The organism is Cyclobacterium lianum (genome assembly GCF_900143075.1).
Taxonomy (GTDB): Bacteria; Bacteroidota; Bacteroidia; order Cytophagales; family Cyclobacteriaceae; genus Cyclobacterium; species Cyclobacterium lianum.
Genome location: NZ_FRCY01000017.1, coordinates 42,698 through 56,427 on the forward strand (window position 1 = coordinate 42,698; position 13,730 = coordinate 56,427).

The 13,730-nt window shown below is 47.9% G+C and carries 12 protein-coding genes; all 12 read left to right on the forward strand.

The window, feature by feature from the left end; genetic code table 11:
• Window positions 1–118: 118 nt before the first annotated feature.
• On the forward strand, window positions 119–1,093 hold the full coding sequence (locus tag BUB19_RS20330) for a polyprenyl synthetase family protein (protein ID WP_073097257.1): 975 nt from the start codon (window positions 119–121) through the stop codon (window positions 1,091–1,093).
• Window positions 1,094–1,420: 327 nt separating this feature from the next.
• The gene (mraZ, locus tag BUB19_RS20335) at window positions 1,421–1,870 is read left to right on the forward strand and encodes a division/cell wall cluster transcriptional repressor MraZ (RefSeq protein ID WP_073097259.1); all 450 of its coding nucleotides are present in this window, start codon (window positions 1,421–1,423) and stop codon (window positions 1,868–1,870) included.
• Window positions 1,863–2,768 (forward strand): 16S rRNA (cytosine(1402)-N(4))-methyltransferase RsmH, encoded by a 906-nt coding sequence (rsmH, locus tag BUB19_RS20340; RefSeq protein ID WP_073097261.1) that lies wholly within the window; start codon window positions 1,863–1,865, stop codon window positions 2,766–2,768. Before mraZ ends, rsmH begins: the two co-directional genes overlap by 8 nt.
• A gap of 2 nt (window positions 2,769–2,770) precedes the next feature.
• Entirely contained in the window at window positions 2,771–3,151 is a 381-nt protein-coding gene (locus BUB19_RS20345; RefSeq protein WP_073097263.1) for an FtsL-like putative cell division protein, read from the forward strand.
• Window positions 3,148–5,256: a penicillin-binding protein gene (locus tag BUB19_RS20350; protein WP_073097265.1), complete on the forward strand. Its 2,109-nt coding sequence runs from the start codon at window positions 3,148–3,150 to the stop codon at window positions 5,254–5,256. Before BUB19_RS20345 ends, BUB19_RS20350 begins: the two co-directional genes overlap by 4 nt.
• Window positions 5,253–6,719 (forward strand): UDP-N-acetylmuramoyl-L-alanyl-D-glutamate--2,6-diaminopimelate ligase, encoded by a 1,467-nt coding sequence (locus BUB19_RS20355; RefSeq protein WP_073097267.1) that lies wholly within the window; start codon window positions 5,253–5,255, stop codon window positions 6,717–6,719. The genes BUB19_RS20350 and BUB19_RS20355 overlap by 4 nt, the downstream gene beginning before the upstream one ends.
• A 1-nt stretch (window position 6,720) precedes the next feature.
• Complete coding sequence (gene mraY, locus BUB19_RS20360) at window positions 6,721–7,932, forward strand: phospho-N-acetylmuramoyl-pentapeptide-transferase (RefSeq protein WP_073097269.1); 1,212 nt, start codon at window positions 6,721–6,723, stop codon at window positions 7,930–7,932.
• Complete coding sequence (gene murD / locus BUB19_RS20365; protein ID WP_073097271.1) at window positions 7,933–9,279, forward strand: UDP-N-acetylmuramoyl-L-alanine--D-glutamate ligase; 1,347 nt, start codon at window positions 7,933–7,935, stop codon at window positions 9,277–9,279. It abuts the gene before it with no gap.
• Window positions 9,279–10,451 carry an FtsW/RodA/SpoVE family cell cycle protein gene (locus tag BUB19_RS20370; RefSeq protein ID WP_073097273.1) on the forward strand — a complete coding sequence of 391 codons (1,173 nt, stop codon included), beginning with the start codon at window positions 9,279–9,281 and terminating at the stop codon, window positions 10,449–10,451. Before murD ends, BUB19_RS20370 begins: the two co-directional genes overlap by 1 nt.
• Window positions 10,452–10,455: 4 nt before the next feature.
• Window positions 10,456–11,568, forward strand: coding sequence for an undecaprenyldiphospho-muramoylpentapeptide beta-N-acetylglucosaminyltransferase (gene murG, locus BUB19_RS20375; protein WP_245802915.1), 1,113 nt, complete (start codon window positions 10,456–10,458; stop codon window positions 11,566–11,568).
• Window positions 11,565–12,962, forward strand: a complete 1,398-nt coding sequence (murC, locus tag BUB19_RS20380) for a UDP-N-acetylmuramate--L-alanine ligase (RefSeq protein WP_073097275.1) — start codon at window positions 11,565–11,567, stop codon at window positions 12,960–12,962. The genes murG and murC overlap by 4 nt, the downstream gene beginning before the upstream one ends.
• A complete protein-coding gene (locus BUB19_RS20385) occupies window positions 12,952–13,719 on the forward strand; it encodes a cell division protein FtsQ/DivIB (protein WP_073097277.1) in 768 nt (255 codons plus the stop codon). The genes murC and BUB19_RS20385 overlap by 11 nt, the downstream gene beginning before the upstream one ends.
• The last annotated feature ends 11 nt before the right edge of the window (window positions 13,720–13,730 follow it).

Below are 13,730 nucleotides of genomic sequence, written 5' to 3' on the forward strand. Positions count from 1 at the left end.
AGCTTGTCATTTGTTTGTTCAAAGATAGCCAAAAATAAAATTCCTTAAACAGAATATTCAGGAAGGCAGTTTTGTCAATGATGTAATAGATTGTATTATTGCAGCATCCAAAACACAAATGAAGCAGGATTTACAGCAGATACAAACCCCGATAGCCACGGAAATGGCTGATTTTGAGAAAAAATTCCGCTCTTTCATGCAGAGTAAGGTCAAGTTGCTTGACCATATTACCAGCTATATTGTGCGGAGGAAGGGCAAGCAGATGCGGCCCATGTTTGTTTTTCTCAGCTCCGGATTGAGCGGGAGCATCACGGAAGCTACCTACCGGGGGGCTGCGCTCATCGAGCTGCTACACACAGCCACTCTGGTCCATGACGACGTGGTGGACGATGCCAACTACAGACGCGGTTTTTTCTCTATCAATGCCCTTTGGAAAAATAAAATAGCCGTGTTGGTGGGGGATTATCTGCTGTCCAGAGGTCTGCTTCTGAGTGTGGAAAACAATGATTTTGACTTACTCAAAATCGTATCCAATGCAGTAAGGGAAATGAGCGAAGGCGAACTCCTGCAAATTTCCAAGGCAAGAAAACTGGACATCACAGAAGATGTCTATTATACCATCATCAGGCAAAAAACTGCCAGCCTGATCGCATCCTGCTGCGCCGTGGGAGCAGCCACCGCCGGCGCAGACACAGAAAAAATCGAAAGAATGCGGCTATTCGGTGAGAAAGTAGGTATGGCGTTTCAAATCAAAGACGATCTCTTTGATTACGGGGAGGATGTAGTGGGCAAACCCGTAGGCATAGACATCAAGGAGAAAAAAATGACGCTTCCCCTGATATATGCACTCAGTAATGCCAGTTGGATGGAAAAGAAAAAAATCATTTACCTCATCCGCAACAAAAGTGAAAACAAACGCACTGTCAGTGAGATCATTGATTTCGTAAAAGGTTCCGGCGGTCTGGAATATTCACAAGATATCATGAATAATTTTTACCAGGAAGCGCTGCGCATATTGGACGATTTTCCAGCTTCTGACTATAAGTCTTCACTTTCCTCTCTGGTGACCTATACCATCGAAAGAAAAAAATAAGGCTCCCATTATTTGGTTTCTATACCATTTTCCTGAAAGCTATGGGAAAATGTCCCACCTTTTTTGCCAAACACCAAAAACCTGATTTCCTCTACAGAGCCAATGAAATCAGTCCTGAAAATGGACGCTCAGGCTTGTACTGGCTGCATCTAGCCACTGATCCCTAGTAGCTTGCGCACAAAACAGTCCAAATAATTTTACACTAAAAAATTGTGTTTGTGGTTTGTTTTGGATACTTTTATAATAATGTGGTAAAAAGTGGGGCAAAGTGGTAAAAAGTGTTAGGCTATTTACTACTTTTGTAATCAAAAATCAGGCAGTAGCAGTATGGCATCTTTCACCGGTGAGTTTGAATGTAAACTGGATGCCAAGGGCAGGTTGGTATTGCCTTCAAAGATGAAGGCTTTATTGCCAGACTCCTTGGGTCAGGAGATGATGCTGCGCAAAGGTCTGGAGCCCTGTCTGGAATTGATCCCCATGCTGGAGGTCCGCAAAGACCACAGCAAACTGGCCAGTCTTGACGACACCGATGATGAGGTCAGGGCGTTTAAAAGGTCATTTTTCAGGCGGGAATCGCCGGTGGAGTTGGATGCCGCAGGGAGATTTGTCATTCCAAAAAACATGCTTCGCCATGCGCAACTGGAGAAAGATGCTACAGTAATCGGCATAGGAACGAAAGTTGAGATTTGGAACCCTGATCTTCATGAAGAATTTTCAGCCAAAGAAGAGGCTACCTATAAAAGTTTGAATAAAAAGTTTTTAGGCAAAAGTGGATAACCCAGAATACCATATTCCGGTAATGCTCGAGGCCTGTATTTCGGGCCTGGCCATAGACCCCAACGGGATCTATGTAGACCTCACCTTTGGCGGAGGAGGGCATTCCCGCGCTATCCTCAGCAAACTGAAAGAGGGGCATTTGTATGCCTTTGATCAGGATCCTGATGCGGCCCGGAATGTACCTGAAAATGAGCATTTCACTTTTATCATGGCCAATTTCCGTGACGTGAAAAGGTATCTGAAGATTTATGGGGTAAGCAAGGTAGATGGCATACTGGCAGACCTGGGGATATCGTCGCATCAGATTGATACTGCGGCCCGGGGTTTTTCCACGCGCTTTGAGGGAAAGCTGGATATGCGCATGAGTCAGTCAGGAGAGCATACAGCGGCAAGCGTACTGAATACCTATTCGGAGGAGGAGCTGCACAAAGTATTTGGAATCTATGGTGAGGTGAAAAATGCCAAGACCCTGGCAAAGGCAGTGGTGAGCAGCCGGACTGGTGCTCCATTTGACAGCATCTCGGATTTTAAAAAGCTGCTGGACAAATATGCTCCGAAGGGCAAATACGCCAAGTATGCTGCGCAGGTATTTCAGGCGCTGCGCATAGAGGTCAATCAGGAAATGGCAGCTTTAGAGGAAATGCTCGAACAAAGCATTGATCTGCTACGTACCGGCGGCCGTCTGGTCATCATGAGCTATCATTCCCTGGAAGACCGGATGGTTAAAAACATGATCGCCAAAGGAAAACTGTACGGAGAGCTGGAAAAAGACTTCTATGGTAATCCACTCAGACCCTTGGAGCCTGTGAGCCGCAAGGCCATAACCGCCGATCCGAAAGAAGTGGAGATCAACAAACGGGCCAGAAGTGCCAGGCTGAGAATTGCACAAAAAAATTAATCATGGGAAAAAATACCTTTAGAAAACCGATAAAGCCAACAGGGAAAACCAAAAAATCCTGGTTTAATCCTTTCGCATTTATGGAAGACAAGCTCGATGTGAGCGGTCTGCTGGGAGAGAGTGTACCTGTAAAATTGGTGCCTCCCTTTTTGTATGCGGCCTTTCTGGCCATGATTTATATCTGGAGCAACCACCAGGCAGAGAATACAATCAGAAAAATCGACCGGATGCAGCAGGAAGTGGAAGACCTACGCGCAGATGTGACCACGCTGGAAGCAGAATACATGTTTGCCAGCAAACAATCGGAAGTCGCCCGGCGGATCAAACCCTTGGGCATAGAAGAAATTGAAGAACCTCCATTGAAAATAGTTTTGGAAAAGTGAATATCAAAAAATCCATATTGCTCCGGGTCAGGCTCTCCTTTTTGGTGGTAAGCCTGATCGCTGTGGCTATTTTTTACCGCATAGGTACCATACAACTGGTGGAGGGAGAGAAGTGGCGCCAGATGTCCGAAGACATCAACCTGCAATACCGTCCGGTAAAAGCTACCCGTGGCAATATCTATAGTGCCAACGGAAGTTTGCTGGCCACCAGTCTGCCCTTTTACCGGGTGGCCATGGATCCCTCTGTCGGTAAAGCGAGTGTGTTGAAATCCGGTGTGGACAGCCTGGCTACCAGGCTTGCCGGCTTTTACAGAGACCGGTCTGCTGCTGCCTATAAGCGGATGATTATGGATGCCAGAAATCAGGGAAAGAAATACCTTATCCTAAACAGAAAACAAATCGGCTACCAGGAGAAACTGGAAATGATGACCTGGCCCGTATTCCGGGAAGGCAGAATGGGCGGAGGTGTAATTTTTGAAAAAATCGATAAAAGGTACCGGCCTTTTAAAAACCTGGCGGGAAGAACGGTTGGTTTTTTGAACGAAGACCAATACGGCGTGGGCCTGGAATACAGTTTCAATGAATATCTGGAGGGACGAAACGGAGAGGCCTTGTTTCAGAAAATTGCGGGGGGAAGTTGGAAACCCCTGCATGATGCGGAAGACATCAAGCCTACCGACGGCTATGACATCGTGACCACCCTGGACGTGAACATACAGGATGTCGCCGAATCGGCTTTGCTCCGGCAATTGATGAATAAGGATGCAGCTTACGGATCCGTGATCGTGATGGAAGTAAGCACAGGACATATCAAAGCCATCGCCAATTTGCAAAAAAACAAAAACGGCTACGGTTATGGCGAGTACTACAACTATGCAGTGGGAGAACAGGGGCTTACAGAACCCGGCTCCACCTTTAAGCTACTATCTATGCTGGCACTGCTGGAGGAAGGCAAGATCAACCTGCGCGACAGTATTGATACCGGGAATGGTTCCTATAAGTTCTATGACCGTTTTATGAGGGATGCCAAAAACGGAGGCTATGGCAAGATCAGTGTCAGGGAAGTTTTTGAAAAATCTTCCAATGTAGGTGTTTCCAAAATGGTGCATGAACATTTTGGGCACCAGCCACACCGCTTTATAGAATACATTAGCCAGGTAAAACTGGATCAGCCCCTGGGTTTTCAACTGCAGGGCGAAGGAATGCCTTATTTCAAAGACCCTAAAAACAAGGACTGGTATGGCACCACCCTTCCCTGGATGTCTATTGGTTACGAATTGAAAGTCACCCCCTTGCAGACTCTTGCCTTTTACAATGCCATCGCCAATGACGGGAAAATGGTTAAACCACTTATCGTCAGGGAGATTTCAAGGGGCAACAGCGTAGAGAAAAAATACCAAACCGAAACGATCAGCAAACGAATCGCCTCCGAGAAAACTGTCAAACAACTGCAAAGCCTTTTGAAGGGAGTAGTCGAGAGCGGAACGGCAAGAAATATCAAAAACGAAACCTACAGCATTGCCGGGAAAACAGGCACAGCCCAAAAACTGGAGAATGGCAGGTACACGCAAAAGTACTTCACATCTTTTGCCGGGTATTTTCCTGCCGACCGGCCTAAGTACAGCGCGATTATTGTAATCGACAGCCCCAAGGGCTTCAATGCCTATGGAGGGGATATATCTGCGCCGGTATTCCGGGAAATTGCCGATAAAATTTATGCCCAAGACATGGAAGTACAGGATAAACCGACCTTGGAAGCCAGGCATCCTGCCTCCGACCCGGAAGCCTTTCCTTACATCCGGGCGGGAAATGTAGAAGAATTACGCATGATCTGTAACAGCATGGGGATATCCAACCACTATACGGGAAATGAGACCTGGGTGCGGTCTACCATTTCCAACAAAGCCATTCATTGGGTGAGCAATGCGGTAGAAGCTCCGACAGTACCAGATGTTAGCGGTATGACCCTGAAAGATGCCATTTACATACTGGAAAATAAGGGGCTGCGGGTTCAATTTTCAGGCAAGGGAAGAGTTACCGGGCAATCGCTGCCGAAAGGCAGCAGCTATAGAAAAGATCAGGTCATAAAACTAACATTAAGTTGAGCCAAAAACTTAAGGACATATTGTACAAAGTCTCTCTGGTATCTACCAGGGGTGATATGGAAACTGCAATCAGCCATCTGGCCTTTGACAGCCGAAAGGTCCAGGCAGGGTCGGTTTTCATCGCCATGCCCGGCACCCAGGTAGATGGCCATGACTATATCGAAAAGGCCCTCGACAGGGGTGCAGTAGCGGTGGTCTGTGAAATCATGCCCAGGGAACTCCGGGAGGGTATTGCCTATATACAGGTTCTCAATAGCTCCAAAGCTTTGGGACTGATGGCCGGCAATTTTTATGGTCAACCCTCCGGAAAACTCAAACTGGTGGCAGTGACAGGCACGAATGGCAAGACGACTACCGTCACACTGCTACACCAACTTTTTTCGGAGCTGGGATATACCTGTGGGTTGATCTCTACAGTAGAAAATAAGATCGACCACAAAACCATTCCTGCCAGCCATACTACTCCTGATGCAATAGCCATCAACGAACTCCTGCTCCAAATGCTGAAAGCGGGCTGTACCCATTGCTTTATGGAAGCCAGCTCCCATGCCATAGTACAGGAAAGAACAGCGGGATTACGGTTTGCCGGCGCCATGTTTAGCAACATCAGTCACGATCACCTGGACTACCACGGAAGCTTTGATGCCTACATTCAGGCCAAAAAAAAGCTCTTTGACGAGTTGCCGAAAGAAGCCTTTGCGCTCGTCAATGCGGATGACAAACGGGGTATGGTCATGCTGCAGAACTGCAAAGGCCGGCATTTTACGTTCGGACTGCGCTATCCGGCAGATTTTAAAGGCAAGATCCTGGCCAATTCCCTTCAAGGTCTGGAAATGGACCTGGAGGGCAAACAGGTTTGGTTCCGCTTGATCGGAGAATTCAACGCCTACAATCTTTTGGGCGTACTGGGCATTGCCCTGCTATTGGGTGAAGAGGAAGATGAGATTCTCCGCCAATTGTCCAGGCTGAAGGGTGCACCGGGGCGGTTTGATCAGGTGGTACATGCAGGCATTACCGCCATCATAGACTATGCCCACACCCCGGATGCCTTAGAAAATGTTTTGACTACTATCCAAAAACTAAGGACCGGCGGTGAAACGCTGATCAGTCTGGTGGGTTGCGGAGGCAACCGGGACAGGTCCAAACGCCCGATCATGGCAAAAAAAGCCTGTCAGCTCAGCGACCAGGTCATCTTCACCTCCGATAATCCACGGGATGAAGACCCTATGAATATCATTGGAGAAATGGAGGCAGGTATCAGTCCTGTAGATCATAAAAAAACCCTCATCATTGCAGACCGGCGGGCTGCCATAAAAGCGGCCTGCAACATGGCTAAAAAAGGGGACATCATATTGATTGCAGGGAAAGGACATGAAACCTATCAGGAGATCAGAGGAGTAAAACACCCTTTTGATGACAAGGAAATTGTAAAGGAATTTTTGAATTTATTACATCAGGAATAATATGCTGTATCATCTTTTTGATTATATCGATCAAACCTCTGATTTTCCGGGTGCCGGAGTATTTCGATACATATCTTTCCGCGCAGGGATGGCGGCATTTTTCTCCCTGCTGATCACAATTACTTTAGGTAAGACGATCATCGATTGGATCAGAAAAAAATCTATCGGAGAATCTGTACGAGAACTGGGCTTACAGGGGCAGATGGAAAAAAAAGGAACTCCGACTATGGGTGGATTGATGATCATGGCCGCAATTGTAATCCCTACCCTGCTGTTTGCCAATATCTACAACGTCTACATCATTTTGTTGCTGGTCACCACCTTATGGCTGGGGGGGATCGGCTTTCTCGACGATTACATTAAAGTGTTCAAGAAAAACAAGGAGGGTCTGGCCGGCTGGTTCAAGATTGCGGGGCAGGTGAGCATCGGCGTTATCGTAGGCGTGACCCTTTACTTCCATGAAGACGTAGTGGTACGCGAATTCCAGGACACTGTCTCCATAGCAGAAGGCATCGTAGATACCCCCGCATTCCAGGATGTCAAATCCATGAAAACCACCATTCCATTTCTGAAAAACAATGAACTGAATTACGATGTGGTTTTCGGCTTTCTGGGAGACAGCCTCACCCCTTTTTTTTATATCATTCTCGTAATATTCGTCGTAACTGCCGTCTCGAATGGTGCCAATATCACTGACGGTATTGACGGGCTTGCGGCTGGCACCTCTGCCATCATCGGGCTTACCATTGCCATTTATGCCTATATCAGTGGCAATGCGATTTTCTCTCAATACCTGAATGTCATGTTTATTCCCAATTCCGGCGAGCTGGTCATTTTCTGTTCTGCTTTTGTGGGGGCATGTGTAGGTTTCCTCTGGTACAACTCCTACCCCGCCCAGGTATTCATGGGCGATACCGGCAGCCTGATGATCGGAGGGGTGATTGCGGTACTTTCCCTGACATTGAGAAAAGAGCTTTTGCTGCCTGTATTGTGCGGGATATTTCTGATCGAACTGCTTTCCGTGATCATTCAGGTAACATATTTTAAATATACGAAAAAGAAGTATGGAGAGGGCCGGCGAATTTTCCTGATGTCTCCTCTGCACCATCATTATCAGAAAAAAGACATTCCGGAGGCCAAGATTACAGTAAGGTTCTGGATACTGGGGATTTTATTTGCCATCATGGCATTGGCCACACTAAAACTGAGGTAAATGCAGCAGACGACCATCATCGGATCAGGAGAAAGCGGCTTTGGCGCAGCTTTATTGGCCCATAAACTGGGGCACAGGGTATTTGTGTCTGATGCCGGCGCCATCCGGGAAGACCGGAAAAAAGTGTATGCGCAGGTGGGCATTTCCTTTGAAGAGAGGCAGCATTCTATGGATAAATTGATGCAGGCAGACGCCTTGATAAAAAGTCCGGGCATTCCTTTTTCAAATCCCGGCATAGCCAGATTGCTGGCCGCGGGGAAGCCGGTTATTGACGAGTTGGAGTTTGCCTATGCTTTTACCAAAGGCAAAGTCATTGCCATCACAGGTACCAATGGCAAAACAACGACCACCTTACTCACTCACCATTTGATGGCCTCCGCCGGGATGGATGTGGGCCTGGCTGGAAATGTAGGCAAAAGCTGGGCCTTACAGCTTTGCGATGAAGATCATGCCTGGTGGGTTTTAGAGGTAAGTAGTTTTCAGATAGAAGGGTTTGTCCGATTCCGGCCTGAAATTGCGGTATTGCTGAATATTACCCCGGATCACCTGGACCGGTACGATTACGATCTTTCCCGGTATGCTGCAGCCAAAGTAAAACTCACCGAAAATATGGATAACAAGGGCCATTTCATTTACCACCGGGAGGATGAAAATATACAGGCTGCCATCCACAGGATAAAAGGCAGCCCCAGGCATTATCCCTTTGCCCTGGAGCCTGCTCCCGGGAATAACTCTTACCTGCAGGAGCAAGAGCTGGTGATCGAGACAGTGGAAGGCAAATGCGCCTTCCCGCTCACATCAATGGCCATTAAAGGCAAGCACAACTACCTCAACACCATGGCCGCCCTGCTGGCAGCCAGACTGGCTGGGGCTGGCGCAGAAAGGCTCGAAGAAGGCCTTAAAACCTTTAAAAACGCTGCACACCGGATGGAAGTGGTGGCCCACATCCATGGCATTGAATTTATCAACGACAGCAAGGGTACCAATGTGGATGCCACAGGTTTTGCCCTTCAGGCATTTGAGGCGCCGATAATCTGGATAGCAGGAGGAGTGGATAAAGGAAATGACTATGGCCTGTTGGAAGACAGGGTAGCAGGCAGGGTTCGACTGCTGATTTGTCTGGGCAAGGACAATGAAAAGCTGAAGAAGGCCTTTGCCGGAAAAATCCCGGAAATACTCGAAACGCAGCAAATTGCCCAGGCCGTAGAATGGGCCCTGGAAAAAGGCAGATCAGGAGACGTGGTGTTGTTGTCTCCAGCATGTGCGAGTTTTGACCTATTCAGAAATTACGAAGACCGCGGTGACCAGTTCAGGGAAGCGGTCTTACAAATGAAACAAAAACAGTGATGGTGAGAGTAAAAGTTTGGCTGGAAGAAAACCTCAAGGGTGACCCGATCATTTGGGCCATAGTGCTGCTCTTGTCCCTGATCAGTGTGCTGGCGGTTTACTCTGCCACGGGTTCGCTTGCCTACCGCAAGATGGGTGGCAACACTGAGATTTACCTTTTTAAACACAGTGCGCTGATAATAAGTAGCCTGGTGGTCATGTGGGCGGTACACAATATTCCCTACAAGTACTTTTCCAAGCTAAGTTTGTTTGCCTTGTGGGTCAGTGTACCCCTGCTATTGTTCACCTATTTGTTTGGCTCAAAGATCAATGAAGCCAGCAGGTGGATCACCATCCCGATAATAGACCAGGCCTTTCAGCCTTCTGACCTGGCAAAACTGGCTCTTATCGCTGCGGTCGCGGGCATGCTCGCCAAAAGACAGAGGCAAATTACAGATATCAGAATCACCTTTATCCCTCTGCTCATCTGGATCGGCACCATATGTTTGCTGATTGCCATCGCCAACATGTCAACGGCTGTCATGTTGCTCTCTACCTGCCTGCTGCTCATGTTTATTGGCCGGGTGCCGGTAAAATACCTGATGGTGGTATGTATGGTAGGGGCCATTGTACTCAGCACCGCCATCTTCATGGGGCAGAGAGGTGGGGTATTCTTTTCGAGAATCGAAAAATTTATAGACGAGGACCCTAATGAGATTCCCTTTCAGGCAAAGCATTCCTACATCGCCATTGCCACGGGAGGTATCACCGGTAAAGGCCCTGGAAAAAGTGAGCAAAGGAATATACTTCCTCATCCCTATTCAGATTTTATTTATGCCATTATCATTGAAGAATATGGCATGGTAGGCGGAGGTGTTGTGCTCTTTCTCTATCTGGCCCTGCTGTACCGGGGTATGCGGGTGGTAGCGATCTCTACCCGCCCGTTTGGGGGCTTGCTCTCGGCAGGACTTAGCTTTTCGCTGGTCATACAAGCCATGATCAACATGGGCGTGGCTGTAGGTTTGGTACCGATTACGGGTTTGCCATTACCGATGGTAAGCATGGGAGGCACCTCGCTGATATTTACGGGTATATCTCTGGGCATCATTCTCAGCATCAGCAGAGGGGATCATGAAGATGCCTTTTTGTCTGAAGAGAAAGCAATGGGAAACATGGTAAAAAAAGTAGCTTGATATCTTGAAAGGTAAGGGAGAAACATATCGGATCATCATCAGTGGAGGCGGGACCGGAGGACATATCTATCCGGCCATCGCCATCGCCAAAGCCTGGAATGAAAAATATCCTGAAAGTGAGGTGCTGTTTGTCGGTGCTGAAGGAAAAATGGAGATGCAGAAAGTACCGGAGGCAGGGTATAAAATAGAGGGTCTTCGGATTGCAGGGCTGCAAAGGAGATTGACCATAGAAAACCTCTGGTTTCCCTTTAAGGTACTTGACAGTCTCCAAAAAGCCCGGAAACTCATTAAAAACTTTAAACCTCACCTGGTAGTCGGGGTGGGCGGATATGCCAGTGGCCCCATACTGTTTGCTGCACAACGAAAAAATATCCCCACACTGATCCAGGAACAAAACAGCTATGCAGGTCTGACCAATAAAATCCTGGCCAAAAGGGCGGATGCAATATGTGTGGCCTATCCGGATATGGACCGTTACTTCCCCGCCAAAAAGATACGGTATACCGGCAACCCGGTACGAAAAGACATCCTGGAGCTTGCCGATAAAAGAGAAAAAGCACTGAGGCATTTTGACCTGGATCCCTCAAAGCCGGTCATTCTATCCATTGGAGGAAGTCTGGGCGCCCGTACTTTGAACCGGGCACTGCTGCACAATATGGACACATTTGACAAACACGGATATCAGGTACTCTGGCAAACAGGAAGCTTTTATCATGACGAAATCAGCAAAAAGGTACAGGATTCAGGTTTGAAAAACATACGGCCACTGGAATTTATCAAAGACATGGACCTGGCCTATGCTGCAGCGACGCTGGTCATTTCAAGGTCAGGCGCCCTTTCGGTATCCGAATTGAGCCTGGTGGGTAAGCCGGTTATCTTTATCCCCTCGCCCAATGTGGCAGAGGACCATCAAACCAAAAATGCGATGGCTTTCGTGTCACAGCAGGCCGCAGTATTGCTCAAGGATGAGGATGCGGTTTCAGAACTTGCAGCTATGGTACACGACTTGCTGCAGCATCCTGAAAAACAAAAAACCCTTGCTGATGCCATCAAAACACTGGGGAAACCAGGAGCAGCAAAAGAAATCGTTAAAACCATGGAAAACCTCTTGCAATGAACCTCAGAAACCTCCATAGCGTCTATTTTCTGGGTATTGGTGGTATCGGCATGAGCGCCATCGCCCGTTGGTTCAATCACCTGGGTATTCCCGTGTATGGCTACGACAAGACCCCTTCCCCACTTACCGAAGCCCTGCAACAGGAAGGGATGCAGGTAAGCTATGCCGACGATAGCAGCCAGATCCCGGGTGAATTCACCCAGGAGGCTGGTGAGAAATTGGTGGTTTGGACCCCGGCGGTACCCGAAAACAGCCGGCTTTATACCTATTTTAAAAATAACGGCTATACCATCAGAAAGCGATCCGCAGTATTAGGACTGATCACCAAAGACATGGAGTCTGTGGCTGTCGCAGGTACCCATGGCAAGACGACCACCTCGTCCATGATCGCTCATCTGCTCAAACATGCCGGACACAATACGGCTGCATTTCTGGGTGGGCTGACCCAAAACTACCAGAATAACCTGATCCTTCACGATGAGGGCAGCAAAGAGGCGCCTGTAGTAGTGGTGGAAGCAGATGAATTTGACCGTTCCTTTCTTCAACTGCACCCCAATATCAGCATTGTCACGAGCATAGATCCCGATCATCTGGACATTTATGGGGATGCCGGGCAACTAGTGGAAGGTTTTGTCTCCTTTATCCGGCTTACCAATCCACAGGGACATCTGTTTATTCACCACAAAGCCTACGACAAAATCAAAGACCTTGACCTGGGCGAGGCTGCCGTTCACTTGTACGGGTTGAACGCCGGTACCGTCCATGCGGAAAACATCAAGGCCGGTACCGTTTCCTTTACGTTCGATTACGTTTCCGAAAGTCACAGAATTGACCAACTGGAATTGAAGGTTCCCGGCTTCCACAATATAGAAAACGCGCTAGCAGCGATTGCTGTAGGACTACATTATAAATTATCCGAGACCGCCATCAGAGCAGGCATATCCAGCTACAGGGGTGTGAAAAGAAGATTTGAGTGCATTCACTCCAGTGAAAAAATTACCTATATCGATGACTATGCCCACCACCCGGAGGAAATAAGAGCCTTTCTGGAATCTGTTCGTGCGATGTACCCGGGAAAAAAACTTACAGCGGTATTTCAACCCCACCTCTTTACCAGAACCAGAGATTTTGCAAAGGGTTTTTCCGAGAGTCTTTCTCTGGCAGATGAGGTGATTTTGCTGGACATCTATCCGGCAAGAGAACTACCGATTCCCGGTATCAGCTCCTCCATGTTGCTCCCGGACATTAGCAGTCCGGAAAAACAGGTGTTGGCCCGGGAAAACCTGCTAGCCTATCTGAAAGAGATAAAACCCGAAGTGCTGGTCACCATCGGGGCGGGTGATATTGATCGCCTGGTTATTCCAATTGCTAAATGGATAGAAGATGGAGAATAAAAATCGGTGGAAATATAGGAAATCGATGCTTATGCTTTTCGTAGGGCTGATACTGTTTGGCTTTATCGCATTCGCTGAGCACAAAACGACCTCCCGCAAGGTTGCCGGCCTGGAGGTTTATGTGGAAGGAGTGAGTGATGTCTATTTTGTGGAAGAAAAGGAGGTCATCGCACTGCTGAAAAATGCATTTCCAGGCTTGAGCGAACCGGCAGGCACTGCTGATATCTCCATTGAACAGATGGAGAAAAAGGTGGAAGCACATCCCCTGGTCAGGAATGCGGAGGTCTATCAGGATCTGAAAGGTACCATTAGGGTTAAAGTGAGTCAGCACGTGCCCATGGCCAGGATCGTCAGGCCCCTGGCGGCGGATGGGTACATCAGTACCTCGGGAAAGATCCTGCCCACTTCACCAAATTACACCTCTCGGGTACTTATCCTGGAAGGCAGCCGTGCCCCATCCCTGCTCAGGGAAAAAGACCTGACAGAGAAGGAAGCCCAGCTCCTGGAATTGATCCGTCATATCTACCAGGATCCCTTTTGGAGCGCGCAGATCAGTTCTCTGGAATTGTTAAAGAATGGGGAGGTCAACCTTTACCAGCAAGTGGGTCGTCAGGTCATTGAATTTGGCAAACCAGAAAACATCGGATTGAAATTCAGGAAAATAAAAACCTTTTATAAGAAAATATTGCCCGAAAAAGGGTGGAATACCTATGCAAGGGTAAACGTAAAATATAAGGATCAAATCATTTGTGAATAATTGTTAGCGCT